The 25,056-nt window shown below is 70.9% G+C and carries 25 protein-coding genes and 1 pseudogene; 19 read left to right on the top strand and 7 right to left on the bottom strand.

Annotation, left to right across the window (positions count from 1 at the left end; genetic code table 11):
• Both Msi02_RS34570 and ffh read left to right on the top strand, forming a co-directional pair.
• A partial coding sequence (locus Msi02_RS34570) for a GTP-binding protein (protein ID WP_204052047.1) occupies positions 1-352 on the top strand: 352 nt, incomplete at its 5' end.
• A 127-nt stretch (positions 353-479) separates the two neighbouring features.
• The gene (ffh, locus tag Msi02_RS34575) at positions 480-2,024 is read left to right on the top strand and encodes a signal recognition particle protein (protein WP_204052048.1); all 1,545 of its coding nucleotides are present in this window, start codon (positions 480-482) and stop codon (positions 2,022-2,024) included.
• An 83-nt stretch (positions 2,025-2,107) separates the two neighbouring features.
• On the opposite strand, the gene Msi02_RS34580 is transcribed toward ffh, so the two are convergent.
• On the bottom strand, positions 2,108-2,773 hold the full coding sequence (locus Msi02_RS34580; RefSeq protein ID WP_204052049.1) for a DUF4232 domain-containing protein: 666 nt from the start codon (positions 2,771-2,773) through the stop codon (positions 2,108-2,110).
• Positions 2,774-3,039: 266 nt separating this feature from the next.
• Between Msi02_RS34580 and rpsP the strand changes: the two genes are divergently transcribed.
• The 10 genes and pseudogenes from rpsP (at position 3,040) to Msi02_RS34630 (ending at position 9,642) form a co-directional block, all read left to right on the top strand.
• Positions 3,040-3,495, top strand: a complete 456-nt coding sequence (gene rpsP / locus Msi02_RS34585; RefSeq protein ID WP_079320658.1) for a 30S ribosomal protein S16 — start codon at positions 3,040-3,042, stop codon at positions 3,493-3,495.
• Between the two features lies 1 nt (position 3,496).
• Positions 3,497-3,739, top strand: coding sequence for an RNA-binding protein (locus Msi02_RS34590; RefSeq protein ID WP_079320659.1), 243 nt, complete (start codon positions 3,497-3,499; stop codon positions 3,737-3,739).
• Positions 3,740-3,868: 129 nt separating this feature from the next.
• Complete coding sequence (gene rimM, locus Msi02_RS34595) at positions 3,869-4,387, top strand: ribosome maturation factor RimM (RefSeq protein ID WP_204052050.1); 519 nt, start codon at positions 3,869-3,871, stop codon at positions 4,385-4,387.
• 9 nt (positions 4,388-4,396) lie between these two features.
• Positions 4,397-5,167, top strand: a pseudogene (gene trmD, locus Msi02_RS34600) (tRNA (guanosine(37)-N1)-methyltransferase TrmD); the annotation flags it as partial.
• A 304-nt stretch (positions 5,168-5,471) separates the two neighbouring features.
• Positions 5,472-5,837 (top strand): 50S ribosomal protein L19, encoded by a 366-nt coding sequence (gene rplS, locus Msi02_RS34605; RefSeq protein ID WP_079320662.1) that lies wholly within the window; start codon positions 5,472-5,474, stop codon positions 5,835-5,837.
• A gap of 108 nt (positions 5,838-5,945) precedes the next feature.
• Positions 5,946-6,794, top strand: a complete 849-nt coding sequence (gene lepB, locus Msi02_RS34610; protein WP_204052052.1) for a signal peptidase I — start codon at positions 5,946-5,948, stop codon at positions 6,792-6,794.
• A 27-nt stretch (positions 6,795-6,821) separates the two neighbouring features.
• Complete coding sequence (gene lepB, locus Msi02_RS34615) at positions 6,822-7,529, top strand: signal peptidase I (protein ID WP_239109004.1); 708 nt, start codon at positions 6,822-6,824, stop codon at positions 7,527-7,529.
• A gap of 78 nt (positions 7,530-7,607) precedes the next feature.
• Positions 7,608-8,333: a ribonuclease HII gene (locus Msi02_RS34620; protein WP_204052053.1), complete on the top strand. Its 726-nt coding sequence runs from the start codon at positions 7,608-7,610 to the stop codon at positions 8,331-8,333.
• 54 nt (positions 8,334-8,387) lie between these two features.
• Complete coding sequence (locus Msi02_RS34625) at positions 8,388-8,711, top strand: DUF2469 domain-containing protein (protein ID WP_036327164.1); 324 nt, start codon at positions 8,388-8,390, stop codon at positions 8,709-8,711.
• A 472-nt stretch (positions 8,712-9,183) separates the two neighbouring features.
• Positions 9,184-9,642, top strand: coding sequence for a M23 family metallopeptidase (locus Msi02_RS34630; RefSeq protein WP_204052054.1), 459 nt, complete (start codon positions 9,184-9,186; stop codon positions 9,640-9,642).
• A 130-nt stretch (positions 9,643-9,772) separates the two neighbouring features.
• Here Msi02_RS34630 and Msi02_RS34635 read toward each other — a convergent pair whose 3' ends face one another.
• The 4 genes from Msi02_RS34635 to Msi02_RS34650 form a co-directional block, all read right to left on the bottom strand.
• Positions 9,773-10,693, bottom strand: a complete 921-nt coding sequence (locus tag Msi02_RS34635; RefSeq protein WP_373308331.1) for a tyrosine recombinase XerC — start codon at positions 10,691-10,693, stop codon at positions 9,773-9,775.
• A gap of 465 nt (positions 10,694-11,158) precedes the next feature.
• Entirely contained in the window at positions 11,159-12,472 is a 1,314-nt protein-coding gene (gene dprA, locus Msi02_RS34640) for a DNA-processing protein DprA (protein ID WP_239109005.1), read from the bottom strand.
• Positions 12,472-14,139 (bottom strand): YifB family Mg chelatase-like AAA ATPase, encoded by a 1,668-nt coding sequence (locus Msi02_RS34645; RefSeq protein ID WP_204052055.1) that lies wholly within the window; start codon positions 14,137-14,139, stop codon positions 12,472-12,474. Before Msi02_RS34645 ends, dprA begins: the two co-directional genes overlap by 1 nt.
• A 1-nt stretch (position 14,140) precedes the next feature.
• The gene (locus Msi02_RS34650) at positions 14,141-14,494 is read right to left on the bottom strand and encodes a YraN family protein (RefSeq protein ID WP_193208594.1); all 354 of its coding nucleotides are present in this window, start codon (positions 14,492-14,494) and stop codon (positions 14,141-14,143) included.
• A gap of 325 nt (positions 14,495-14,819) precedes the next feature.
• Here Msi02_RS34650 and Msi02_RS34655 point away from each other — a divergent pair, with 325 nt between their 5' ends.
• Complete coding sequence (locus Msi02_RS34655) at positions 14,820-16,256, top strand: CoA transferase (protein WP_204052056.1); 1,437 nt, start codon at positions 14,820-14,822, stop codon at positions 16,254-16,256.
• Positions 16,257-16,489: 233 nt separating this feature from the next.
• On the opposite strand, the gene Msi02_RS34660 is transcribed toward Msi02_RS34655, so the two are convergent.
• On the bottom strand, positions 16,490-17,902 hold the full coding sequence (locus Msi02_RS34660; RefSeq protein ID WP_204052057.1) for a WGR domain-containing protein: 1,413 nt from the start codon (positions 17,900-17,902) through the stop codon (positions 16,490-16,492).
• 371 nt (positions 17,903-18,273) lie between these two features.
• On the opposite strand from Msi02_RS34660, the gene rpsB reads away from it, so the two are divergent.
• From rpsB to Msi02_RS34685, 5 genes are all read left to right on the top strand, one after another.
• Complete coding sequence (rpsB, locus tag Msi02_RS34665; protein ID WP_204052058.1) at positions 18,274-19,152, top strand: 30S ribosomal protein S2; 879 nt, start codon at positions 18,274-18,276, stop codon at positions 19,150-19,152.
• 193 nt (positions 19,153-19,345) lie between these two features.
• Positions 19,346-20,179 (top strand): translation elongation factor Ts, encoded by an 834-nt coding sequence (tsf, locus tag Msi02_RS34670; RefSeq protein WP_079320644.1) that lies wholly within the window; start codon positions 19,346-19,348, stop codon positions 20,177-20,179.
• Positions 20,180-20,232: 53 nt separating this feature from the next.
• Complete coding sequence (gene pyrH / locus Msi02_RS34675) at positions 20,233-21,003, top strand: UMP kinase (RefSeq protein WP_030511713.1); 771 nt, start codon at positions 20,233-20,235, stop codon at positions 21,001-21,003.
• Between the two features lie 9 nt (positions 21,004-21,012).
• Positions 21,013-21,570, top strand: a complete 558-nt coding sequence (gene frr / locus Msi02_RS34680; protein WP_079320643.1) for a ribosome recycling factor — start codon at positions 21,013-21,015, stop codon at positions 21,568-21,570.
• 106 nt (positions 21,571-21,676) lie between these two features.
• Complete coding sequence (locus tag Msi02_RS34685; protein WP_275414203.1) at positions 21,677-22,774, top strand: phosphatidate cytidylyltransferase; 1,098 nt, start codon at positions 21,677-21,679, stop codon at positions 22,772-22,774.
• Between the two features lie 26 nt (positions 22,775-22,800).
• On the opposite strand, the gene Msi02_RS34690 is transcribed toward Msi02_RS34685, so the two are convergent.
• A complete protein-coding gene (locus Msi02_RS34690; protein ID WP_204052059.1) occupies positions 22,801-23,835 on the bottom strand; it encodes a suppressor of fused domain protein in 1,035 nt (344 codons plus the stop codon).
• A 104-nt stretch (positions 23,836-23,939) separates the two neighbouring features.
• On the opposite strand from Msi02_RS34690, the gene rlmN reads away from it, so the two are divergent.
• Positions 23,940-25,055 carry a dual-specificity RNA methyltransferase RlmN gene (gene rlmN, locus Msi02_RS34695; RefSeq protein ID WP_204052060.1) on the top strand — a complete coding sequence of 372 codons (1,116 nt, stop codon included), beginning with the start codon at positions 23,940-23,942 and terminating at the stop codon, positions 25,053-25,055.
• Position 25,056: the final 1 nt, after the last annotated feature.

Here is a 25,056-nt window from a genome sequence, read left to right on the forward strand (position 1 = left end):
CGATCTGATTCTGTATCTGTTCGGTACGCCGGGTCAGCATCGGTTCTGGTTCATGTGGGATGACCTGGTGCGGGGGGCGATCGGCGCGGTGGTGCTGGTCGACACCCGGCGGCTTGCCGACAGTTTCCCCGCGGTGGACTACTTCGAGGAGGCGCGCCTGCCCTTCGTCGTCGGCGTCAACGGCTTCGACGGGGAGTACACCCATGGGGAGGACGAACTGCGTGAGGCCCTGACGTTGTCGCCCCGGGTCCCGATCGTCCGCACCGACGCCCGTGACCGTGAATCGGTCAAGAGCACCCTGATCACCCTCGTCGAACACGCGCTGACGTCCCACGTGGGCGCGGTCCGTTGAGAGCAGGGAACGGGCCGGACCGGCGATCTCGCCCCGGCGGCACGGGCGTGAAGGGCGTGCGGGCGGATAGTCTGGGGAGACTGATGATTCACCGACCCGTCCACTCGCTTCGAGGCTGGCCAAACACGTGTTCGAGACGCTTTCCGACCGGCTGACTTCGGTCTTCTCCTCCCTTCGGTCCAAAGGCAGGCTTTCCGACGCCGACATCGACGCGACCTGCCGCGAGATCCGCATCGCGCTGCTCGAGGCGGACGTCGCGCTGCCGGTCGTGAAGGACTTCGTGGCCCGGGTCAAGGAGCGGGCCCGCGGCGCCGAGGTCTCCCAGGCGCTCAATCCCGCGCAGCAGGTCGTGAAGATCGTCAACGACGAGCTCATCGAGGTGCTGGGCGGCGAGACGCGGCGGCTGCGCTACGCCAAGACCCCGCCGACCGTGATCATGCTGGCCGGTCTCCAGGGCTCCGGTAAGACGACCCTGGCGGGCAAGCTCGCCAAGTGGCTGCGCGAGCAGGGGCACGCCCCGCTGCTCGTCGCCTGCGACCTGCAGCGGCCCAACGCGGTGCAGCAGCTCGCCGTCATGGCCGAGCGGGCCGGGGTGGCGGTGTACGCCCCCGAGCCGGGCAACGGTGTGGGCGACCCGGTCGCGGTGGCCCGGCAGTCGGTGGACCACGCGCGCCGTCAGCAGCACGACGTGGTCATCGTCGACACCGCCGGCCGCCTCGGCATCGACCAGGAGCTGATGAAGCAGGCCGCCGACATCCGCGACGCGGTCACCCCCGACGAGGTCCTGTTCGTGCTCGACGCCATGATCGGCCAGGACGCGGTGAGCACGGCTCGGGCGTTCATGGACGGCGTCGGCTTCGACGGCGTGGTGCTGACCAAGCTCGACGGCGACGCCCGAGGCGGCGCCGCCCTGTCGGTGCGGCACGTCACCGGCCGTCCGATCATGTTCGCCAGCACCGGTGAGAAGCTCGAGGACTTCGATGCCTTCCACCCCGACCGCATGGCGGGCCGGATCCTCGACATGGGTGACATCCTCACCCTGATCGAGCAGGCGCAGAAGACGTTCGACGAGCAGGAGGCCGCCAAGATGGCGGGCAAGCTCGTCTCCGGGGACGGCTTCACGCTGGAGGACTTCCTCGAGCAGATGATGATGGTGCGCCGCATGGGGCCCATCAAGAACCTGCTCGGCATGATGCCGGGCATGGGGCAGATGCGCGAGCAGCTCAACCAGGTCGACGACCGCGACCTGGACCGCATCGCGGCGATCATCCGCTCCATGACGCCCGGCGAGCGCCAGGACCCCAAGATCATCAACGGCTCGCGCCGGGCGCGCATCGCCAAGGGGTCGGGCGTCACGGTCACCGAGGTGAACAACCTGGTGGTCCGCTTCTTCGAGGCGCAGAAGATGATGAAGCGGATGACCCAGGGCATGGGCATCCCGGGCATGCCCGGCGGGCGCAAGCAGAAGGCGCAGAAGCCCAAGAAGGGCCGTCGTGTCAGCGGCGACCCGCGCAAGGCCGCCCTCGGCAAGGCCGGCGCGAACGCGTCGCCCGACGCCCCGAAGCTGCCCAAGGGCCTGCTCGGCAACCTCGGCGGCGGCCAGTTGCCCCCCGGCCTGGAGCTGCCGCCCGGCTTCGACCCGTCGAAGCTGAAGCTGCCCGGCCAGAACTGACGGCCCGGACTCCCGCCCGCCCGCCGGTTCTCTTCTCGACGGGCGGCGGATAGGGCGGACAGGTCAGAGGCTCGCGCTGTGTGTCAAAGGCTCGCGCCTGGGGCCATCGGTGTGGCGTCGATCCTGCCGTCGTCGCACACCGTCGCGCTGAACGGAACCTCCAGGTGCGCGACCTCGTCCGGCGGAATGATCATCAGCCGGGCCGAGGCGGGGCACCGGGTCTCGTGCCCGCTCGGCACCACGGTCCAGTGGAGCCGGGCGTGGGCGCTCGCCCCGGGGCGCAGCGTGACCCGGTGCGGGGTGACGCTCTCGCGCCGGGTGCGCGTACGCAGCACGTCGCCGTGGCCGTCGATGAGGACGAGCCCGACGAAGCCGTACACCCAGCAGGTCTTGGCCGAGGTGTTGGTCAGCACGAGCGGCGCGTAGCGGTTGCCCGCCCCCGCGTCCTGTCGTCCCACGCGGGCCCGCAACCCGGTCGTACGGCACCGCTCGGGGGCGGCGCCCGTGCTTCGTGTGGCCGTGGTTCGCGCCGCGGCGCCGTACCGGACGGACGCCGCGCCCGCGGCGGTGGCCCGTCCCGTGTCCACGGCGGGCGGGGCCGTCGCCGTGTACGGAGTCGTCGTGTGCGGGGTCGTCGTCCTGGCCGGGGGAGCGGCGGCCGCGGAGGTCGTGGCGCTCGTGCCGCAGCCTGCGGCCAGCAGGGCGAGGGCCGCCGCTCCGGCCGTGAGGGTCTTGTTCGCAACTCGCATAACAGGTTGGACGGCCTACCCGCGCGATCAGTTCGCACGCCCGTTCCGGGGTCATGGGAGCATCCGTGCCGAAATCAGGGCGGCGGCGGACCCGTCCTTTGCGGAGCATGGGGAATCATCTGGCAGAATGTCAGGCTGGAACATCGTGACCAGGCGGGTGCCCTCTCACCCCCGCCGGTCGCGCCTGTCCCTCGGGCGGGCTCCCGTCGTGCCCCACTCGATGAGACACCGCTCACCCACGCTCTAATGCAGGAGAGACCACACCCGTGGCAGTCAAGATCAAGCTCAAGCGGCTCGGCATGATCCGCAACCCGCAGTACCGCATCGTCGTCGCCGACGCCCGGAGCAAGCGGGACGGCCGTGCCATCGAGGAGATCGGCCTGTACCACCCGAAGGAGAACCCCTCGCGCATCGAGGTGAACTCCGAGCGGGTGCAGTACTGGCTGGGCGTCGGCGCGCAGCCGACCGACCCGGTCCTGAAGATCTTCAAGCTGACCGGCGACTGGCAGAAGTTCAAGGGCGAGCCCGCCCCCGCCACGCCGCTCCAGGTCGCGGAGCCCAAGCCCGACCGGCACGCGGCGTACGAGGCCGCGGCCAAGGAGTCGCTGTCGGGTGACACCGGCGCCGCCGCCACCACGCCGAAGAAGGCCAAGAAGACCGTGAAGGCCGAAGAGACCGCCGAGGCCCCGGCCGCGGAGGAGAAGCCGGAAGGCGAGGCCTGAGGTGCTCGAGGAGGCCCTCGAACACCTGGTCAAGGGCATCGTCGAGCATCCGGACGACGTCCGGGTCCGCGCACGGCGCATCCGCACCGGGCGTGTTCTCGAGGTCCGGGTGCACCCCGACGACCTCGGCAAGGTCATCGGCCGCGGCGGCCGTACGGCGAAGGCGTTGCGCACCGTCGTCAACGCGTTGTCGAACGGTAAGTACGTGCGGATCGACCTGGTCGACCTGGAAGAGGCGCGCTGAGCCGAACGACGTGTCCGGGGGACCCCGCACCGGGGTCCCCCGGCGTGTTTTCGGCTCCGACGGGTCTCTTCCTGGCGGCTCGCGTTGAAGCGTTGAGGCTTTGGAAGCGGTAGCGGAGGTAGGCGACAAGTGCAGCTAGTCGTGGGCAGGATCGGCCGCCCGCACGGTGTGCGGGGCGAGGTCACGGTCGAGGTGCGCACCGACGAGCCCGATCTGCGCTTCGCCCCGGGTGCGACGCTGGCCACCGACCCGGCGTCTGCCGGTCCGCTGACGGTGGAACGGGCCCGGTGGCACAAGGGGATCCTGCTGCTGACCCTGGCCGGCGTGGAGGGCAGGGACGCCGCGGAGGCGCTGCGCGGCACGCTGCTCGTCGTGGACTCGGCGGACCTGCCGCCGATCGACGACCCCGACGAGTTCCACGACCACGAACTGATCGGCCTGACGGTGGTCACCACCGAGGGGGAGACGGTCGGCGAGGTCAGCGACGTCCTCCACCACGGACAGGACCTGCTCGTGGTGGCCCGTCCCGCCCGCGACGAGGCGTACGTCCCGTTCGTCAAGGCGCTCGTGCCCGAGATCGACCTCGGCAAGGGGATTCTCGTCGTCGACGCCCCGCCCGGACTGCTCGACGCCCCAGAGGCGGAGTAGGGGCCGCAGATGCGCGTCGACATCATCTCGATCTTCCCCGAGTACTTCGCCCCGCTCGACGTCTCTCTCATGGGCAAGGCCCGCGAGCGCGGCATCCTCGACATCCACCTCCACCAGCTCCGCGACTGGACGCACGACGTCCACAAGACCGTGGACGACACGCCGTACGGCGGGGGCCCCGGCATGGTGATGAAGCCGGAGGTCTGGGGCGAGGCCGTCGACGCGGTGATCGAGGACGGGCGCGCCGCCTCCGGGGAGGACGCGCTGCCCCGGCTGATCGTCCCCACGCCGAGCGGCCGGCCGTTCACCCAGGAAGTGGCGCTGGAGTACGCCGAGGAGCCGTGGCTGCTGTTCGCCCCGGCGCGGTACGAGGGCATCGACTCCCGCGTCGTCGCCGAGTACGGCGAGCGTCTGCGCGCCGACGAGGTGAGCATCGGCGACTACGTCTTAGCCGGGGGAGAGGCGGCCGTCCTGGTGATGGTCGAGGCCGTGGGGAGGCTGCTGCCGGGGGTTCTCGGCAACGCGCGCTCCGTCGCCGACGACTCCTTCGCGCCCGGGGCCATGGCCAACCTGCTGGAAGGCCCCGTTTACACCAAGCCGCCCGTGTGGCGGGGGCACGAGGTGCCGGAGGTCCTGCTGTCGGGCCATCACGGCAGGATCGCCCGCTGGCGGCGCGACGAGGCGCTGCGCCGTACGCTGGCCAGGAGGCCGGAACTGGTCGCCCGGCTCGACCGGGACGGTCTCGACAAGCACGACCGGCGCGTCATCGAGGAGTTCGGGGAGCGCCGTCACGAGTGCCGCCAGGAGGGCCGTGAGGAACGGCCCGAGGAACGGCCTGAGGAGCGTGCCGGGGAACGTCCCGAAGAGTGCCGTTCCACCGCCGCGTCTCGCACCGCGTTTCGCGCAGCGCCGGAAGATATGGCAGACTGAATCGCTGCTGCCTACTTCGGCATGGCCGGGTGTCCCCGGCCTGGACGTGGCAGACAAGACGTATCAAGCCAAGCACGCGTGTCCCCCTCGTCGCCGCGCCCTCGGGCCGGCCGGGTGGACCTCCGTGTGCCCATGTCAATGAGGAACCGCCGCCATGCACACGCAGATTCGAGAGATCGAGAAGGCTGCCCTTCGCAGCGACGTACCGGCTTTCCGCCCGGGTGACACGCTGGAGGTCCACGTCCGCGTCGTCGAGGGCAACCGGTCCCGCATCCAGGTGTTCAAGGGCTTCGTCCTGCGCCGCCAGGGCGGTGGCATCCGTGAGACGTTCACGGTCCGCAAGGTCAGCTACGGCGTCGGCGTCGAGCGCACCTTCCCGGTTCACAGCCCCGTGATCGAGAAGATCAACGTGGTGACCCGCGGCGACGTCCGCCGGGCCAAGCTGTACTACATGCGCGACCTGCGCGGAAAGGCCGCCCGCATCCGCGAGAAGCGCGAGGCGCAGCCGGCCGGCAAGTAAGGCTTTGAAGATCGTGGTCCGTGCCTCAGGCGCGGGCCACTTTCTTTTTGCCGGTGATGCGGTGTCCCCGGCGCTCGCCGTCGTGGACATCATCTAGGCTCAGCACCGATGGCTAGCGAGGGACAGGGGCCGGGCACGCGCCGCCCAGCCGAGGACGGGGTGGACGTGGTCGCCGAAGACGTCAAGCAGAACGCCGAGGACGGGAAGAAGAAAGGCTCGTTCTGGCGGGAGTTGCCCGTCCTGATCGTGGTCGCCCTCGCCCTGGCTCTGCTGATCAAGTCTTTCGTGGTCCAGGCGTTCTACATCCCGTCGGAGTCGATGGAGAACACGCTTCTCATCAACGACCGGGTGCTGGTGAACAAGCTGGTCTACCACGTACGCGACATCGAGCGCGGCGACATCGTCGTGTTCTCCGGCGTGGACTCCTGGGATCCCGAGGTGAAGCTCGAGGAGCCGTCCAACCCCATCGCGGCCGGGCTGCGCTGGCTCGGCACCGCGTTCGGGGTCGTGCCGGGGGAGAAGGACTACATCAAGCGGGTCATCGGCGTGCCGGGCGACAAAGTCAAGTGCTGCGACGAGCAGGGCCGGGTCACGGTGAACGGCGTACCGCTGAACGAGAAGTCGTACCTGTATCCCGGCGACGAGCCGTCCGGTCGCGATTTCGAGGTCACCGTCCCGCCGGACCGCCTGTGGGTGATGGGTGACCACCGTTCGGTGTCCTGGGACTCCCGCCTGCACATGGGTGATCCGGGCGGCGGCACCATTCCCGCCGACAAGGTGATCGGCCGCGCGTTCGTCATCGTCTGGCCGTTCAACCGAGCCAAGATCCTGCCGATTCCGGATACGTTCGCGCAGCCGGCGCTCCAGGCCGCCCTCGGGGCCGCGCCGTTCGTCGCGGGCTTCGCGGGGGCCGTGCCGCTGGTGGCCCTGCGCCGGCGACTGGTGAGGCGACGATAGGACGTGACAGAGCCGGAGGAGGCAGCCGTGGGGGAGTCCGACGAGAGTCGCTTAGGCGCCGCCGGGCCGGTCGGGTCCGCGGACGGCGTTCCGCGGGAACCGGCGGAACCGCCGGCCGCGGGTGAGGACGAGCCGGCCGGCGACGGGAAGCAGGACCGGCCCGCGAAGAAGAAGGGCTCCGGCCTGCTGGAGATCCTCATGTACTCGCTCGGCGGGGTCGTCGTCGCCCTGCTGGTCCACACCTTCCTGCTGCAGTCGTTCTACATCCCGTCCGAGTCGATGCAGAACACGCTGCTGGTCGACGACTACGTGGTGGTCAACAAGCTGGCGTACAAGCTCGGGCCGGTGGAGCGCGGCGACATCGTGGTCTTCAAGGGCTGGGACGGCGAGGACACGATCAAGCGGGTGATCGGCGTCGGCGGCGACCACGTGAAGTGCTGCGACGCCAAGCGCCGCATCACGGTGAACGGCACGCCGCTGGACGAGGAGGGCAAGTACCTCTACCCGGGGGCCAAGCCCTCCAGCGTCGAGTTCGACGTCAAGGTCCCGCAGGGGCGGTTGTGGCTGATGGGCGACCACCGGAACGACTCGGCGGACTCGCGCTACAACATCGAAGACGGGCACCTGGGCACGATCTCCGAGGACGACGTCATCGGACGGGCGTTCCTGCGCTACTGGCCGCTGAACCGGATCTCGTTCCTCTCCCGGCCCGGCACTTTCTCCGCCGTACGCTGATCTCACCTGCGGCTTTGCCGTCGGCGGTGGTTCCGGCCGTATCGCCGGTCCCGAATGGGGCGTAATCTGCTTGTCGTCATGACAACTGCCTATCGCCCGCGCCCGAGTGTCGTACGACGGGACTCCGGACTCTACGGCTACGAGCGGGCCCTGGCCCGGCGGGGGTTCACGCCGGTCGCCGGGGTGGACGAGGCCGGTCGCGGCGCCTGCGCCGGGCCGCTGGTCGTCGCCGCGGTGGTGCTGGGGCGGGACATCGACGGGCTGAGTGATTCCAAGCTCCTGACCGAGGCCGTGCGCGAGCGCCTCTACGAGCGGATCATGGCGACCGCCCGGGCCGTGAGCGTGGTCGTGATCCCTCCCGAGGAGATCGACTCGCGCGGCCTGCACAAGTGCAACGTCGCGGGGATGCGGCGGGCCGTCGCCGGGCTGGGGCTCGTCCCCGGTTACGTCCTCGTGGACGGCTTCCCGGTGGCCGGGCTGCCCGCGCCGTCGCTGGCCGTGTGGAAGGGCGACCAGGTCGCCGCGTGCGTGGCGGCGGCCTCGATCGTGGCGAAGGTGACGAGGGACCGGCTGATGCACGGCCTCGACGAGGCCTACCCGCAGTACGGTTTCGCCCTGCACAAGGGCTACGTGACCCCTGGCCATCGGCGGGCCCTGGCCCGGCACGGGCCGAGCCCCCACCATCGGTTCTCGTTCGTGACGGTGGCCAGGGTGACTCGTGGGGCAAGGATCCCGGCCGGGGGCCTGTGGACGGGGCAGGATGAGGACATGCGCGAGAATGAGGTTGGGACCGGTGTCGTCTGAACGGGTCGGCCTCGACAGTGGGATCCCGACGGGGAGCGGAAGAGGAGGACCGGGATGAGCGCGGAAGATCTCGAAAAGTATGAGACCGAGATGGAGCTGCAGCTCTACCGGGAGTACCGCGACGTGGTCGGCCTGTTCACCTACGTGGTCGAGACCGAGCGGCGCTTCTATCTCACCAATTCCGTCGATCTCGACGTCCGCACCGCCGAGAACGGCGATGTCTTCTTCGACGTGAAGATGCAGGACGCCTGGGTCTGGGACATGTATCGCCCGGCCCGCTTCGTGAAGAACGTGCGGGTCGTGACCTTCAAGGACGTCAACATCGAGGAACTGGCCAAGCCCGACCTCGAGATGCCCAAGGAGGGCTTCTCGAGCTGATCGTGCGCCGGCTGTCCCCAGAACGGCGTTCGGCCGCTCGGCGCGAGCCTTAGGGGCGCATCGTCGTGGCATGCGTCTCGTCGCGTACGTGCTCGTACTGGTCCTGCTGACCGCTGCCCTCGCCCGGCCATCCGGTGCCGTCCGGCCCGTGGCCGCCACAGGTCCCGTCGAGCCGTACGCGGCCACGACGGCGAGGGGACCGGGGGCTGTGCGGGGCTTGGCGTCCCGGTCCGCGGACGCATCGCCGGTGCGGGCGCCTCGGCCTGCGGGTGCCAGGACGGTCGGGCCGGCCCGGTCCATCGGGTCGGCAGGCGGAGCGCCGGCCGAGCCGAACCGGACTGAGGACGCCGTGCCGGCGGGGGCGCGCTCTCGTGGGCCCGCGCAGCCGTTGGGGCCGGTTGGGTCTGTTGGGCCAGTGGGGCCGGTTGCGCCTGCGCCGGTCGCGCCGGTCGCGCCAGTTGTGCAGGCCCCGATGGGGCCGCATGGGAAGGCATCCGGCTGGCGGTGGCCGCTCGCCGGGCCCGCACGCCCGACAAGGCGCTTCGATCCGCCCCCACAGCGGTGGCTGGCCGGTCACCGGGGCGTCGACCTGGCCGCGCGGCCCGGAGAGAAGGTCCTGGCCGCAGGACCGGGACTCGTCGGCCTGGCGGAGCGGGTCGCAGGCCGGGGGGTCGTGACGATCTCGCACCCCGATGGCCTGCGCACCACATACCTGCCGGTCCGTGCCCTGGTCCGGCCCGGTGACGTCGTCTCGGCCGGTCAGGTCATCGGCGTCGTCCAGGAGGACGCCGCCGGTCACTGCACCGCCTCCTGCCTGCACTGGGGGCTCTTGCGCGGACGTCTCTACCTGGACCCGCTCCTCCTGTTCGGCTGGGGGCAGGTCCGCCTTCTACCCCGCTGGCCCGTCAGTGGGGCCCGCCAGGCGTCATGACGACCGAGAGGCTCATGACGGCCGGGCCGCTGTTTCGGGAGTCGGCTGACGTGCGCGTCCGCAGTCCTCAAGAGCGCTCCTCAAGCACGGTGCGTGATGTTTGGGTGCGGTGCTTGGTGCTGCGCGGTGCTCAGGCGCGGGGATGGGCCTGGCGGTAGGCGGCCCGCAGCCGCTCGATGGACACATGCGTGTAGATCTGTGTGGTGGCCAGGGAGGCGTGCCCGAGCATCTCCTGCACGGATCGCAGGTCGGCCCCGCCTTCGAGCAGGTGGGTGGCGGCGGTGTGGCGCAGCCCGTGCGGGCCCATGTCGGGGGTTCCCTCGACCTGCGCCAGACGGGCGTGCACGACACGCCGGACGGTGCCCTGGTCGATCCGGCCTCCTCGGACGCCGAGGAAGAGCGCGGGGCCGCTTCCCTCGCGAATCCACCGAGGCCTGCCCTGCACACACCATGCGTCCAGGGCGTGCAGGGCGGGCAGCCCGAAGGGAACAGTCCGCTCCTTGCGCCCCTTGCCCAGCACGCGGACCGTCCGGCGGTCCCGGTCCACGTCGTCCACGTCGAGGCCGCACAACTCGCTCACCCGCATGCCGGTGGCATACAGCAGCTCCAGCATCGCCCGATCACGCAGGTCCCTGGCGTCGCCCGGCCCCTGTGTGGACAGGACGGCCTCGGCCTCGGTCTGGTCGAGTACCTTCGGCAGTCGGCGTTCGGCCTTCGCCGTGCCGAGGAGCAACCCGGGGTCACTCGCCAGCCATCCCCGCCGGTGACAGAAGGCGGTGAAGACTCGGGCGCAGGCGGAACGGCGGGCCAGCGTCGCCCTCGATCGTCCGGCCTGATGCTGGTCCCCCAGCCAGTCGCGCAGGATGGTGACGTCAAGAGCGGACACGTCGTCGTGCCCGGCGGCCCTCATATGCGCGAACAGCGAGGAGACGTCCCCGAGATACGCCCTCAGCGTGTGCGGTGACAGGTCCCGTTCGAGACGTAGATGCCGCTCGAACTGCTCCAGCACGGCGTCGAAGTCCCCGAGTCCTTGCCCTTCGTCCGCTGCCACGACGTCGTCCTTTCCCCTCGCTTCCGGCTCGATGCGGGTGCGACCCGCACCGCCCCGCGGGCGAGCCGCAGCCCGTGACCTCCGTAGTCGCGGTCACACGACGACGCGGACCGGTTGTGCCCCATCGCGCCGTGTCACTGCCCCTTTGACGGCGTCCGATGCGCGCTGAGCGTACCCGTCCCGGCGAGCCCGAAAGGAGGAGGGGGAAGGAGACACGGCCACGATCCGCATGCTATCCACCGGTCTCATTCCGGAACGCACGGCCGTATCGGCGCGGGCTGCACCGGCGCATGGTGGCACCCGCGACGAGGTGGCGGGCGCGAGGGGGGCGGGCGCGGTGGTGGCGCCCGTGCGGTGGTGGCGCCCGGGTGGTGGTGGCGCCCGCGCGGTGGTGGCGCCCGGGCCAGGGAGGCCGAGCTCGGCGTCGCCTCAGCCAACGGCCAATGCAATGACGCGCGCCCGCGTTCACTCGCGCGCGGCAGGGCGCAGCCGCCACCCTCGATCCACGTTCTCGACGAACCCCGCGGCTGCCAGGCCGCCGAGGCAGGCGAGGGCTGTCCCGATGTCCACACCGGCGGCGACGGCGATCGCGGCGGGACCCGTGGCACCGCGTGCGGGGATCGCTTCGAGCACACGTCTGGTCTCGTCGTTCAGCCCGTCGCGAGGCCGCACGGGCCCGCGTTGCTCCGGTGCCAGGTCGTCACCGATGGAGCCGACCAACTCGATGATCTCCTCCGCCGAAGTAACGCAGACGGCCTTGCCCTGACGGATCAGGACATGGCAGCCCGTGGAGACCTCAGTGGTGATGGGACCTGGCACGGCCATCAGCTGCCGGTTCAGGCCCCAGGCGTGAGTGGCCGTGTTGAGCGCACCGCTGCGCGCGGCCGCCTGCACGACAACGGTTCCCCGGGACAGGGCGGCGATCACCCGGTTGCGGATCAGGAAGCGCAGCCGGGTGGGGTGTGCGCCGGGCGGCCACTCGCTGATCACTACGCCCTGCTGCCGCACGGCACGGAACAGGTCCTCGTGCGCGCTGGGATAACAGACATCCGTCCCACAGGCGAGCACGACGACCGTCGGCGTTCCGGAGGCCAGCGCGCCCCGGTGGGCGGCCCCGTCGATCCCGTAGGCGCCACCGCTGATCACCGTCCACCCGCGCCCGCCGAGACTCATGGCGAACTCGGCCGCCACGGTCGTGCCGTACGCGGTCGCGGCCCTGGCCCCGACGACGGAGACCGAGCGCAGGCAGGAGAACCGCAGGTTCGCCCGTCCGTCCACCCACAGCCCGAACGGCCGTGCGTCCCCGAGGTCGTCGAGTTGGGTGGGCCATTCGACGTCACCCGGAACGACGAGCCGCGCCCCGCGTTGCGTGCCTTGCGCCAGGTCGCCTGCCGGGTCCGTGTAGCGGGCCGCCCACGCGGCCGCATGCCGGCCGAGATCCAGGTGGCGCCTGGAAGCCTCGGCGCGGTCTTTCTCATCACGTGCGAAGTCAGGGTCGAGCACGCCGCGTTTCGCCTGCTCCATCGCGCCCACGGGACCATAGCGGGCGATCAACCGGCCCATCACCGCGTCGCCTGCTTCGGCCATCCGCATGATCGCCACGCGGGCCAGTCGTTCCGCCCTCCCGGGACCGGCCGCGCCGGCCGCGTCCCCGGTCGCACCGCCGGCGTCCCCGGCCGCACCGGCGATGTCCCCGGCCAGACGGGAGGCGCCCGCTGCCTGCGAGATGGCCTCGCCGGACGACGCGGCGCCGGCGGTGAAGAACTCAGTCGCTTCCATCAATCCACTCCGAGCCACAGTGCGAGGGCCGCCGACGTCTCGGTCTGGCCCGGACGGTCCTTGCCCGCGAGATCCGCGAGCGTCCAAGAGACGCGAAGCACGCGATCCAGGCCGCGTGCGCTGAGCGTGCCCACGTCGAGACCGCGATGGAGCGGGGCCATCGCGGCGTCGGGCAGGCGGAAGTCACGGTGCAACGCGGATGAGGACACCTCCGCGTTGGTACGCCAGGGGGTGCCGGCCAACCGTCTGGAGGCCCGCTCGCGAGCCAGCCTCACTCGCTCGGCCACGGTCGCGCTCGTTTCCACGAAGTGCCGGTCCGCGAGCAACTCGGCGCGGGTGGCCCGGCCGATCTTCACCTTCACGTCGACGCGGTCCAGCAGCGGTCCGGAGAGCCGATCGAGATAGCGGCGCCGGCCCGCGGGGGTGCACTTGCAGGGGTGCCCGACCGTCCCCTGCAGGCCGCACGGACACGGATTGGCCGCCAGGACCAGCATGAACCGGGCGGGGAACGTGACCGCGCCGACAGCCCGTGCGATGGTCACCGTTCCCGACTCGAGGGGTTGCCGCAGGGAGTCGAGCACGGTCGTCGCGAACTCCGGCGCCTCGTCGAGGAAGAGCACGCCTCGGTGCGCGAGCGACACCGCTCCGGGCCGCACGACGCCTCCGCTCCCACCGCCCACGACGGCCGCCATCGTGGCGCTGTGATGCGGAGCCATGAAGGGCGGCCTGGTGAGCAGCGGACGCCCCGGCGGCAGCGTTCCCGCCACCGAGTGGATGGCCGACACCTCCAGGGCCTTCTCCTGGTCGAGCGGCGGCAGGAGGGTCGGCAGGCGCTCGGCGAGCATGGTCTTGCCGCTCCCCGGCGGGCCCAGCATCCAGAGGTTGTGCCCACCGGCCGCGCACACCTCCAACGCTTTGCGGCCCATCGGCTGCCCGGCCACGTCGCACAGGTCCGGCCCCGGCATGCTCCGGCCGCCGCCCTCCGGTCCTGTGGGATGCGACCCGTGCTCGGCCTGCCCGACGTGCCCGACGTGCCCGATGTGCTCGACGCGGCCAGCCTGCTCGGTGTGCTGGACGTGGTCGGCGTGGCCGATGTGCTCCTCGTCCTGCGAGAGCGAAGCGGCGTCCGCCACCACCGGAAGCCGGTGCAGGTCGCCCGAGCGCAGCCACCCCACCAGTTCGCCGAGAGTGGCGACGGGGACCACGGTGAGATCGGGCACGAGAGCGGCCTCGGCGGCGTTGAGCGCGGGCACCACGACCGTGCGCACCCCCGCCGCCGCGGCGGCGAGCGCGGCCGGCAGCACGCCTCTGATCGGCCGGACCCGCCCGTCGAGGCCGAGCTCGCCGAGGAACATCGGCGCCGCGATCCGCTGCGCGGGCACGGCGCCGGCCGCGCCGAGCACCGCGATCGCGATGGCCAGGTCGAAGATCGAACCTCGCTTGGGCAACGTGGCCGGGAACAGGCTCACGGTGACCCGTGCGTCGGGCCAGGCGAACCTGCTGTTGATCAGTGCGGACCTCACGCGGCCCCGGGCTTCACTGATCGCGGTGTCGAGAAGCCCGATGAAATGCGTTCCGGCGATGCCGGGGCCGACATCGGCCTCGACCTCCACGAGGCGTCCGGTGACGCCCACAAGGCCCACGCAGTGGGTCCGGGCGACGGGCATCTCAGACCACCCCGCGTTCGTGCCTGAGTGAGAAGTCGCCGGCGAACCGCTCGATCGCGATCACGTCGACCCGTATCGTGTCGAAACGCTCCGTGTGCATGGACAGCCACCTGACTGCCAGCGTCCGCAGGCGCAGCAGTTTCTCACCGGTCACCGCCTCGAATGCGGTGCCGTGGCTGCGCCCGGAGCGGGTCTTCACCTCCACGATCACCAGCGCGTCGCCGTCGCGGGCGACGATGTCGACCTCGCCCTCCGCGCAGCGCCAGTTGCGGTCGAGTATGTGCATGCCCTTCGCCGTCAGAAAGGTCACGGCGAGTTGTTCACCCTGTCTGCCCAGCCGATCCTTCGCCGCCATGGGACCACCTCCGGCGCAGACAATCGCCCAAGCGGCCCCCGCCCCGTGCCACCGAACCTCTTTCTGTGGAAAAGCCCATCCCGCGAATCGGCCGCTGTGGACGGGCGGAGGAAATCGCAGGTCGGCCTGGTGAGAACGCTCTCGTCGTCCACAGCGTGGCCCAGGAGCGGAAACGAGAGGGTGACCGCGGGCAGACTGCGACCGGCATGGATACTTGCCCCGCTTCCGGGAGGCGGGTGACGGGCTCTGCCCTTACGGAGCACGCCGCCGGGCATCGGGCGCCGCAGGGCATCGGCAGTGAAGAGTCGGCAGTGAGGAGTCGGCAGTGACCGCGAAACTGATCAGGGAACTGGGCGCGGGCGTCGGGGTCGCCCTGCCCGAGGTCCGGGTCACCGGCGAGGACCCCGTCCTGCCGTCCGTCTTCCCCCTCGGCACGATGGCCGCGGCCTCGGCCGGCGCCCTGACCGCCGCCGTCGCGGCGTACGCCGCCCGTACCGGGGAGAACGGCGCGGAAGGGCCCGGCGGCCGGCAACCGTCTCGCGGCGCGCACGGCGATCCGGACGTCACGATCGATGTCCGTCACGCCGCCGTGGCCTTCCAGAGTGAAAGGCATTTCCGCGCCGACGGGAAGGCCGTGGACGGCTGGGCCCCGTTGTCTGGGGACTACGGCACCTCGGACGGCTGGGTCCGGTTGCACTGCAATTTCGACCACCACCGTGATGCCGCCCTGCGCGCTCTCGGGCTGCCGCCCGGCTCGGGCAGAGCCGCGCCCTGCAGAGAGGACGTCGGCAGGGCGTGCGCCGACCGTACGGCGGTGGAAATCGAGGAGGCCGTGATCCGCGAGGGCGGCTGTGCGGCGGCGATGCGGAGCAGGGCCGAGTGGCTCGCGCACCCCCAAGCGCGGGCGCTGGCCGACCTCCCTCTCGTCGGCGTGTCCCGGTTGCCCGATGGGGGCGGCCAGGCGAGCGGCGACGGGCTCCCGGCAGGGCCGGAGCGGCCGCTCGGCGGCGTGCGGGTGCTCGACCTGACCCGCGTGATCGCCGGGCCGGTGGCCGCGCGGGCGCTCGCGGCGTACGGCGCGGACGTGCTGCGTGTGGGCGCTGCGCACCTGCCCGAGGTGCCGGGGCTCGTGGTGGAGACGGCGTTCGGCAAGCGGTCGTGCCACATCGACCTGCGTTCCGAGGCGGACAAGCTGCGGGAGTTGGTCCGTCAGGCCGACGTGGTCATCCAGGCCTACCGGCCCGGGGCCCTGCGGGCCAGGGGCTTCGGGCCGGACGATCTCGCCGCCCTGCGGCCCGGCATCGTCTGCGTCGACATCTCCGCGTACGGCACGCGCGGACGGTGGGCCTCGAGGAGGGGGTTCGACAGCCTCGTCCAGATGGCATGCGGGATCGCCCACGAGAACGGCGACGGCCGGCGGCCGAGTCCGCTGCCCGCGCAGGCTCTCGACCATGGCGCCGGCCACCTGGCCGCGTTCGGCGCGGTCGCCGCGCTGCTCCGGCGGGCGGCCGAGGGCGGCTCCTGGCACGTCGAGGTGTCGTTGGCGAGGACCGCGGCGTGGCTCGACGATCTCGGCAGGATCGACATGGCGGGGATGCGGCAGCCCCGGGTGGAGGATCTGCTGGCGACGATGGACAGCCCTTTCGGCACGCTCACCTACGTGACGCCACCCGGCGCCATCGACGGGGCCCGCCCGCACTGGACGAGCCCGCCGCCCCGCCAGGGGGAGCACCCCGCGGCATGGTGGGCTCCAACCTCCTGACGGTCGACGGCCTAAGGCATGGGGAACAGCGGCGGCCGCCCGGCGGGCCCGCCGGGGAAGGGCGACGGTCACGGGGGTGAGGCTCGATGAGGGAAGAGCGACGGCGGCCCTCCGGAGCACATCGACGGCCCGCGGGGGGCGGCCGCTCCGCCGGGGCCGGTCCGGACAGGCGTTCAAGAGGCCCGGCAGGCGCGTGGAAGGCCGCTGACGGGACGATCGCGGCCACGTGGCGCCTACAGCAGCCGCCTGATCTCGCCGTAGGTCCGGTAGAAGCCGCCCCGGCCGGCGGGCCGCACGCCCTCGACCAGGTAGCGGGCGCCGGGCTCGCGGATGTCCTTGGGGAACTGCACGTTCCACGCCTCGTAACCCGGGCTGGTCACGCGGACGCGCAACCGCTCACCTTCGCGCACGCACTCCACGACCACTCCGTCGCCGGCGTGGCTGACGGTCTCCAGCACGACCGACGGCTCCACCACAGGAAGCGAGGCGGCGGCCTTCACGTCGAGGGGCTCGGGCACCGAACCCTCACGGGCGGCGGCGATCGCGGCCTCGCTCGCGTCGATGCAGGCCAACGACCCGTCAGTGGTGACGATGTAGAGGCGGTCGTCGAGGAACTGCATGGAGAAGGCCGATCCGCACCCGGTGCCGAGCTTCCACAGCCGCTCTCCGGACGCGGCGAAGCAGTACACCGACGAGTGGCTGTCGCCCGCGAAGACGTAACGGCCCTCCGGCGAGGTGGCGCAGGAGTAGACGGGACCGTCGCACCGGTAGACGGCCTCGATCTGGCCGTCGCTCTTGGCCAGCCGGTGGACGGTACGGCGAGCGGTCGCGGCGTAGACGGCGTCCTCCTCCTGCCAGCCGAACAGCACCTGGTCGGCGGCGGAGGTGTGCCAGACGAGGGCGCCGCCGGAGGCGTCGTAGCGGGCCACGCCACCGGAGTGGCCGTGGTAGATCGCGTCCTCGTCGCACCGCACCATCCAGGCGTAGTCTCCCTGGCTCGTACGCGCCCACTGGAACTCGTCCTCGTAGTCGATCGTGGTGATCCGCCCGGCCCGGTCGGAGACGCCGAGGACGCCGTCGTGGATGTCCAGCCAGTAGATGTCGACGTCGGCGGCGATCTCGTAGGCGACCCTGGGCACCTTGCCGCTCAGGTCGTACACCTTGCCGTCGTCGCAGCCCGCGTAGATCCAGAAGTCGTCGGCCACGATGCACTTGACGCCGTCCGGCAGGCGGAAACGGCCGGTCACGGTGCCGGAGTGGGTGATCGTGTACACGTCGCCGCGCTGGTTGCCGACCCAGCAGCGCTCCTCGTCCACGAAGATGCCGAAGGCGGAGGCGCCGCTGTCGAAGCGCCACAGGACCGGCGCCTGGCGGGCGGTGGAGCGGGTGCTCACGATGGTCCTGCGGGTGACCGGCCTGCGCTGGCGCACGCCCCGGACCGCCGGGGCGTAGCCCTTGCGCAGCTTCTCGTTGATCTTCTTGGCCGCCGCGGCCCGCGCCTTGTCCTCGGTGGGGAAGTCGGTGACCTTGGTCTGCCCCGCCTCGCCGATGCGCCCGTACGTGATGGTCACCCGCGTTCCGGAGACGACGGTCTCGTAGAACTTGTGCGCTCCGCCGCCGTCCTCGGACAGCTCAAGGTAGGTCATGTCCCGCCTTCTCCAGTTAAGACCGGCTTGATCAATTGGTCGGGAGGCTAGAGGACGGCGGCGACATTTCGCGGGCGAATGATCGGCTTCGCCGGTGGGTGCATGCCGTGCGCGCCCGCCGGCCGCGCGTCGGGGCGTGTCGGCGGTGCGGGGGCGTGCTGATCCGGCAAGGGTCAACTGAAGGGGCGGATCCGGGTAGACTGTTCGACGGCCTGCTAGGCGGGCCGAATTCGCACGCCCACTCACGAGCCGCCTTCTCGGTCCGGACCGCGTCCGGTGAAAGCGGCCCGGGGCGTCAGGGCGCGGGCAAGACGCCCGCGTGACCAACCGAGACCGTGCCCGAGGGCACACGACCATGGAGGACCATCACCATGGCCCCTGTCGTCACCATGCGGCAGCTGCTGGAGAGCGGCGTCCACTTCGGCCACCAGACCCGCCGGTGGAACCCGAAGATGAAGCGCTTCATCTTCACCGAGCGCAACGGCATCTACATCATCGACCTGCAGAAGTCGCTGTCGTTCATCGACCGTGCCTACGACTTCGTGAAGGAGACCGTCGCGCACGGCGGCACCATCATGTTCATCGGCACGAAGAAGCAGGCGCAGGAGTCGATCGTCGAGCAGGCGTCGCGCGTCGGCATGCCGTACGTGAACCAGCGCTGGCTGGGCGGCATGCTCACCAACTTCTCCACCGTGCACAAGAGGCTCCAGCGGCTGAAGGAGCTCGAGGAGCTCGACTTCGACAACGTGGCCGGCTCCGGGCTCACCAAGAAGGAGCTCCTGATGCGCCGCCGCGAGAAGGAGAAGCTGGAGCGCACCCTCGGCGGTATCCGTGACATGGCCCGCGTCCCGAGCGCGGTCTGGGTCGTGGACACCAAGAAGGAGCACATCGCGATCAACGAGGCCAAGAAGCTCGGCATCCCGGTCGTCGCGATCCTGGACACCAACTGCGACCCGGACGAGGTCGACTACCCGATCCCGGGCAACGACGACGCCATCCGCGCCGTCAGCCTCCTCACTCGCGTGATCGCCGACGCCGTCGCCGACGGCCTCATGACCCGTGCGGGCGCCGGCCGCGGTGACGAGAAGCCCGCGGGCGTCGCCGCCGCCGAGCCGCTGGCCGAGTGGGAGCGCGAGCTCCTCGAGGGCGGCGAGGCCGCCGAGGCCGCCCCGGCCGCGGAGGCTCCGGCCGCCGAGACCGCCGAGGCTCCGGCCGCCGACGAGCAGCCCGCGCAGGGCGAGCAGGCCTGACGAACGACCACAGGTTCCCGCCGGCCGCGACGCCTCAGGCCGGCCGCGACGGCGGGGATCTCCCAGGGAACGACCTGGTTCCGGTGCGGTAGGGCGACGTCCGCCGCACTGAGGGCTTCATCGGGTGGGCGCCCGGCACGGGCGCCCACCCCCCAGACGATTCGCATCCGGGTCCCGAAGAGGAAATTGGACAATGGCTTCCGTAAACATGGCCGACGTCAAGCGGCTTCGCGAGCTGACCGCCGCCGGCATGATGGACTGCAAGAAGGCGCTCGAGGAGTCCGAGGGCGACTTCGACAAGGCCGTCGACATCCTGCGTCTGAAGGGCGCCAAGGACGTCGGCAAGCGCGAGGCCCGCACCGCGTCGAACGGCCTGGTCGCCGTCAAGCACGAGGGCGACTCCCTCGCGGCGCTGCTTGAGCTCAACTGCGAGACCGACTTCGTCGCCAAGAACGAGCGCTTCCAGGAGCTCGCCGCCGACATCGTCGCGCACATCGTCGCGACCAAGCCCGCCGACGTGCCGACGCTGCTCGAGTCCGAGCTCAGCGGCAAGACCGTCAAGGAGCTGCTCGACGAGGCCAACGCGGCGCTCGGCGAGAAGATCGAGATCCGCCGGTTCGCGCTGCTGGAGGGTGGCTTCATCACCTCCTACATGCACAAGACCGACCCGCAGCTCCCGCCGGCCGTGGGCGTGCTCGTGCAGCTCGACACGCCGAACGCCGAGGTCGCCAAGGACATCGCCCAGCACACCGCCGCGATGGCGCCGAAGTACCTCAGCCCCGCCGAGGTGCCCGCCGAGGTCATCGAGAAGGAGCGGTCGCTGTTCGAGCAGATGACCCGCGAGGAGGGCAAGCCCGAGGCCGCCATCCCGAAGATCGTCGACGGCCGGGTCAACGGCTGGTACAAGGACTTCACCCTGCTGGAGCAGGCGTTCGTGAAGGACAACAAGAAGACGATCGCGAAGGTCGCGGACGAGGCCGGCGTCAAGGTCCTGGCCTTCACCCGCTACAAGGTCGGCCAGGCTTAGGCTTACTGCCAGGAGCTTTTCGACCCGCGCTGACATCCGAGGAGGCCGCCGCCGTGCAGGAGAACACCAGACCCGCCACGCCGGCGGCTTCGTCGTACGACGGGCCGCTGCGCTGGAAGCGGGTGATGCTGAAGCTGTCGGGTGAGGCGTTCGCGGGCGGTGAGTCCCTCGGGATCGACCCGCGCGTCGTCGCCCAGCTCGCGGACTCGGTCGCCGAAGCGGTCCGGGAGGGCGTGCAGGTGGCGGTCGTCGTCGGCGGCGGCAACATGTTCCGCGGCGCCGCCCTGTCGCAGGGCGGCATGGACCGCGCCCGGGCCGACTACATGGGCATGCTCGGGACCGTCATCAACTGTCTCGCGCTGCAGGACTTCCTGGAGAAGCGCGGCATCGACACTCGCGTGCAGACCGCGATCACGATGCAGCAGGTGGCCGAGCCCTTCCTGCCGCGCCGCGCGATCCGTCACCTGGAGAAGGGCCGCGTGGTCATCTTCGGCGCCGGGCTCGGCTCGCCGTTCTTCTCGACCGACACCTGTGCGGCGCAGCGCGCGCTGGAGATCGGCGCCGAGGCGTTGCTCAAGGGCACCCAGGTCGACGGCGTGTACGACTCGGACCCGCGCAAGAACCCCGACGCGGTCCGGTTCGACCAGCTTGATTACGGTGAGGTGCTGACGCGGGGCCTCGGGGTCATGGATGCCACCGCGATCAGCCTGTGCATGGACAACGGCCTGCCCATCGTGGTCTTCGATCTCATGGGCGAGGGCAACATCCTCCGGGCGGTCCGTGGTGAGAAGATCGGCACGCTGGTGAGTCCGGCAGGGAAGTAGGGAGCCGCAGTGATCGACGAAACCCTCCTCGAGGCCGAGGAGAAGATGGACAAGGCGGTGACGGTCGCCAAGGACGACTTCGCGAGCATCCGCACCGGCCGTGTGACGCCCTCGATGTTCAACAAGATCAATGTTGACTACTACGGGTCGCCGACGCCGATCCAGCAGCTCGCGTCGTTCCACGTCCCCGAGGCGCGCATGGTGCTCGTGCAGCCGTACGACAAGGGCTCGCTGAACGCGGTCGAGAGGGCCATCCGCGACAGCGACCTCGGCGTCAACCCGAGCAACGACGGCACTGTGATCCGCGTGGTGTTCCCCGAGCTGTCGGAGGAGCGCCGCAAGGAGTACATCAAGGTCGCCCGCAACAAGGCGGAGCACGGCCGGGTGTCCGTACGGAACATCCGCCGGCACGCCAAGGAGATCCTCGACAAGCTCGTCAAGGACGGCGAGGCCGGCGAGGACGAGGTCCATCGTGCGGTCAAGGAGCTCGACGACCTCACCCAGAAGCACGTCGCGAAGATCGACGAGCTGCTGAAGCACAAGGAAGCCGAGCTGCTCGAGGTCTGACGTCGCGGCCCCGCACGTGGGCCGTACGGCACGACCGTGATCCTTGTGCCGCACCGCGAAGGGCGGGGCGGCACAAGGATCACGCGTATATAGAGAGTGGGACGCTGTGGACGGAACTGCTGCCGCAGGCGACCGGAACCCGGCGGGGGGCGCTGCGGGCCCCTCCGGTGCCGGACACGGTCCCGAGGCGGGTGGCCGCACCGGTGCCGGTCCTGGTGCCGGCCAGGCTTCCGCATCGAGCGGCCTCGCCGGTGCCGGCGCGGGCGCCGGCGCCGTGCAGAACGGCGTCACCGATTCCGGCGCCGGTCGCGCCGCCACGCCGAACGGCCTCGCGGACCCGGCGGACAACGGCGCCCCGGGCGGCACGTCCGGTGACGCCGCCAAGAAGCCTTCGGGTCGTACCGGCCGCAACCTCCCGGCAGCGGTGGGCGTCGGCGTCGCGCTTGGCGCGGTGGTCATCGGCTCGCTCTACTTTGTCAAGGTCGCCTTCCTCGTCGTCGTCCTCGTGGCCATCGGCGTCGGGATCCACGAGATCGTCAAGGCGTTCGGCGGGTTCGGCATCCGGGTGCCGCTGCCGCCCCTGCTGGCCGGCATGGCGGCCATGACGCTCGGGCCCTACTGGGGCGGCACGACGTTCCTGGTCGGCGCGTTCGCCGTGACCGTGATGGTGCTGCTGGCCTGGCGCATGTTCCAGGGCGCGGAAGGCTTCGTCAAGGACGCGACCGCAGCGGTGTTCGTCGCCGTCTACCCGGCGCTGCTCGCGGGGTTCGTGCCGTTGCTGCTGGCTCCCGAGGACGGGCCGGACCGCGTGATCGTCTTCATCGCGGTCACCGTGTGCAGCGACATCGGGGGATATTTCGCCGGGATCTTCTTCGGCAGGCACCGGATGTCGCCGCTCATCAGCCCGAAGAAGACCTGGGAGGGCTTCGCGGGGTCCACCCTCGCCTGCGTCGTGGGCGGCGCGTTACTGGTCCACTTCCTGCTGCAGGGCGAGTACTGGGAAGGCGCCGTCGTCGGCCTGGCCGGAGTCGTGTGCGCGACGCTCGGCGACCTCGTCGAGTCGGTGATCAAGCGTGACATCGGCATCAAGGACATGGGCACGCTGCTGCCGGGACACGGCGGGGCCATGGACCGCCTCGACTCGCTGCTGTTCACGCTCGTCCCCGTGTGGCTGCTGCTCACGATCCTGGTCCCGGTCGCCTGACCAACCACGCCGAGTTTCGGCACGCCTCAGATCCGGCTGGTCATCGCCAGTCGCTCGCTGATCGCCCGATGGCCCTGATCGGCCACGAGGCGGAGTTCGGATTCGGTGAGCGGGAGCAACCACAGCCACCGTACGGCGTCGCCGCCAAACACGAATCCCGACATGTCCGGTAGTCCGGGCGGGTCCATCAGCATGAGCACCCCCTGGTGCCCGCCGTCCAACGGGAACGTGACCGGGTTCTGGAACCAGCGGGCCGTGTGCCCGTGCCCCAGCCACGTCACCGACCGCCACGGATACTGCCCGAGCCAGGCGAACAGCCGTGCGGCGATCCTCGGATCCTGCCTGGTCGCCAGCGCGAGTTCCACCCGGCACGCCGTGTCGTACATCTCCGCGGCGGGCATCCGCTGGCAGCTTATGCCGACCGTGGACAGCACCGTGTAGTCCCGCGTGAACGTGGGCGGGCGCTCGCTGACGCCCACCAGGGGGAACCGGTCGCCGCCGACGTCCCAGTAACGGCCGGGCGGCCCCAGCCTGCCGTCGAGGTGGCCCAGCACGAACTGCTGGTAGGTGGCCCAGCTGCCCTCCGCCTGCCGCCACTGCCAGTACGCGCGGGCCTTGGCCACCCGGGGGGACAGGCCCTCCAGCGCCTCGCCGAGCGGCCAGGCGAACGGCGACTCCCCGACGGCGTCCCGCGCGTACCCGGGCAGGCCGCGCTCCATGTCGGCCCACGCCGGAATGACCGCCAGGAGCGTGTCGTTCTCGTACAGGGCGACGCCGTCGCCCTCCTCGAACCACAGCACCGACAGCGACTCCGCGTCCAGGGGCGGCCGGCCGGAGGGATGCGCGGTGTGCGCCTCGGGCATCAGCGGCGGCAGCCCGGCGCCGGCCCGGCCGGGATCGGCCTCGGCGGGCGCGGGGACGTGGTTGGCCAGCCAGACCGCTCCGTGGACGATCCCCTTCGCGTCACGAAGGTAAGCTACGGAGGAGGTCCGGTCTGCTTCGATCGTCAGTGTGCGGCTCCCGTAGGGGTTGGTGCTGGTGAGCACGACAGTGGTGTCCACACCTCACCTCTCGTACGCCTCCGGGATTCGACCGCCAGACAGAATGTAAAGCCGCGCGCGCCGGTCGTTAAGACCACGGCCGCGGATGATGGAAAGGGTTTTGCGTGAGCGAGCAGCCGAAGACCGGGCAGCTGACCTTCGTGGCGCCCCGCCGGGCCAAGCCGCAGCGCCACCTCGCCGACCTGACCATGGCGGAGCGCAGGGACGCGGTGGCGGAGCTGGGGGAGAAGCCGTTCCGCGCCGACCAGCTCTCCCGCCACTACTTCACCCGGCTGACCGGTTCTCCCGAGCAGATGACCGACCTGCCGGGCGCGCTGCGCGAGCGGCTGGTCGAGCAGCTCATGCCCCCGCTGCTGACGTCCGTACGCGAGATCACCTGTGACGGCGGCATGACGCGCAAGACGCTGTGGAAGCTGTTCGACGGTTCGCTGGTCGAGTCGGTCCTGATGCGTTACCCCGACCGCGTCACCATGTGCGTCTCCTCCCAGGCCGGATGCGGCATGAACTGCCCGTTCTGCGCGACCGGCCAGGCCGGGCTCACTCGCAACATGTCCACGGCCGAGATCGTCGAGCAGGTCGTCGCGGGTGCGCGGGCGCTCGCGCGCGGTGAGGTCCCGGGCGGCCCCGGCCGGGTGACCAACGTGGTCTTCATGGGCATGGGCGAGCCGATGGCCAACTACAAGGCCGTCATCGGCGCCGTACGCCGCCTGGTCGACCCCGCGCCGGAGGGCCTCGGCATCTCGGCGCGCGGCGTCACGGTCTCGACGGTCGGCCTGGTGCCGGCGATCGGCAAGCTCGCCGACGAGGGCCTGCCGGTGACGCTCGCCGTGTCCCTGCACGCGCCGGACGACGAGCTCAGGGACACGCTCGTGCCGATCAACACCAGGTGGAAGGTCGCCGAGGTGCTCGACGCGGCCTGGAACTACGCGGCGAAGACCAAGCGACGCGTGTCCATCGAGTACGCGCTGATCAAGGACATCAACGACCAGGAGTGGCGGGCCGACCTGCTCGGCCGCCTGCTCAAGGGCAAGCTCGTGCACGTCAACCTGATCCCGCTCAACCCCACGCCCGGTTCGAAGTGGACCGCCTCCCGTCCGGAGGACGAGCGGGCGTTCGTACGCCGCCTGGAGTCCCACGGCGTCGCCGTGACCGTACGGGACACCCGGGGGCGGGAGATCGACGGGGCGTGCGGGCAGCTCGCGGCCGCGCCCCAGCAGTGAG

Source organism: Microbispora siamensis (assembly GCF_016863095.1).
GTDB lineage: Bacteria > Actinomycetota > Actinomycetes > Streptosporangiales > Streptosporangiaceae > Microbispora > Microbispora siamensis.

Excerpts from the sequence above, each read along its gene's own strand:
- Msi02_RS34580 (WP_204052049.1), bottom strand. The coding sequence starts at position 2,773 with ATGCGAGTTGCGAACAAGACCCTCACGGCCGGAGCGGCGGCCCTCGCC.
- rplS (WP_079320662.1), top strand. The coding sequence starts at position 5,472 with ATGCACACGCAGATTCGAGAGATCGAGAAGGCTGCCCTTCGCAGCGAC.
- lepB (WP_204052052.1), top strand. The coding sequence starts at position 5,946 with ATGGCTAGCGAGGGACAGGGGCCGGGCACGCGCCGCCCAGCCGAGGAC.
- Msi02_RS34620 (WP_204052053.1), top strand. The coding sequence starts at position 7,608 with ATGACAACTGCCTATCGCCCGCGCCCGAGTGTCGTACGACGGGACTCC.
- Msi02_RS34625 (WP_036327164.1), top strand. The coding sequence starts at position 8,388 with ATGAGCGCGGAAGATCTCGAAAAGTATGAGACCGAGATGGAGCTGCAG.
- Msi02_RS34630 (WP_204052054.1), top strand. The coding sequence starts at position 9,184 with ATGGGGCCGCATGGGAAGGCATCCGGCTGGCGGTGGCCGCTCGCCGGG.
- dprA (WP_239109005.1), bottom strand. The coding sequence starts at position 12,472 with ATGGAAGCGACTGAGTTCTTCACCGCCGGCGCCGCGTCGTCCGGCGAG.
- Msi02_RS34645 (WP_204052055.1), bottom strand. The coding sequence starts at position 14,139 with ATGCCCGTCGCCCGGACCCACTGCGTGGGCCTTGTGGGCGTCACCGGA.
- Msi02_RS34650 (WP_193208594.1), bottom strand. The coding sequence starts at position 14,494 with ATGGCGGCGAAGGATCGGCTGGGCAGACAGGGTGAACAACTCGCCGTG.
- Msi02_RS34660 (WP_204052057.1), bottom strand. The coding sequence starts at position 17,902 with ATGACCTACCTTGAGCTGTCCGAGGACGGCGGCGGAGCGCACAAGTTC.
- rpsB (WP_204052058.1), top strand. The coding sequence starts at position 18,274 with ATGGCCCCTGTCGTCACCATGCGGCAGCTGCTGGAGAGCGGCGTCCAC.
- tsf (WP_079320644.1), top strand. The coding sequence starts at position 19,346 with ATGGCTTCCGTAAACATGGCCGACGTCAAGCGGCTTCGCGAGCTGACC.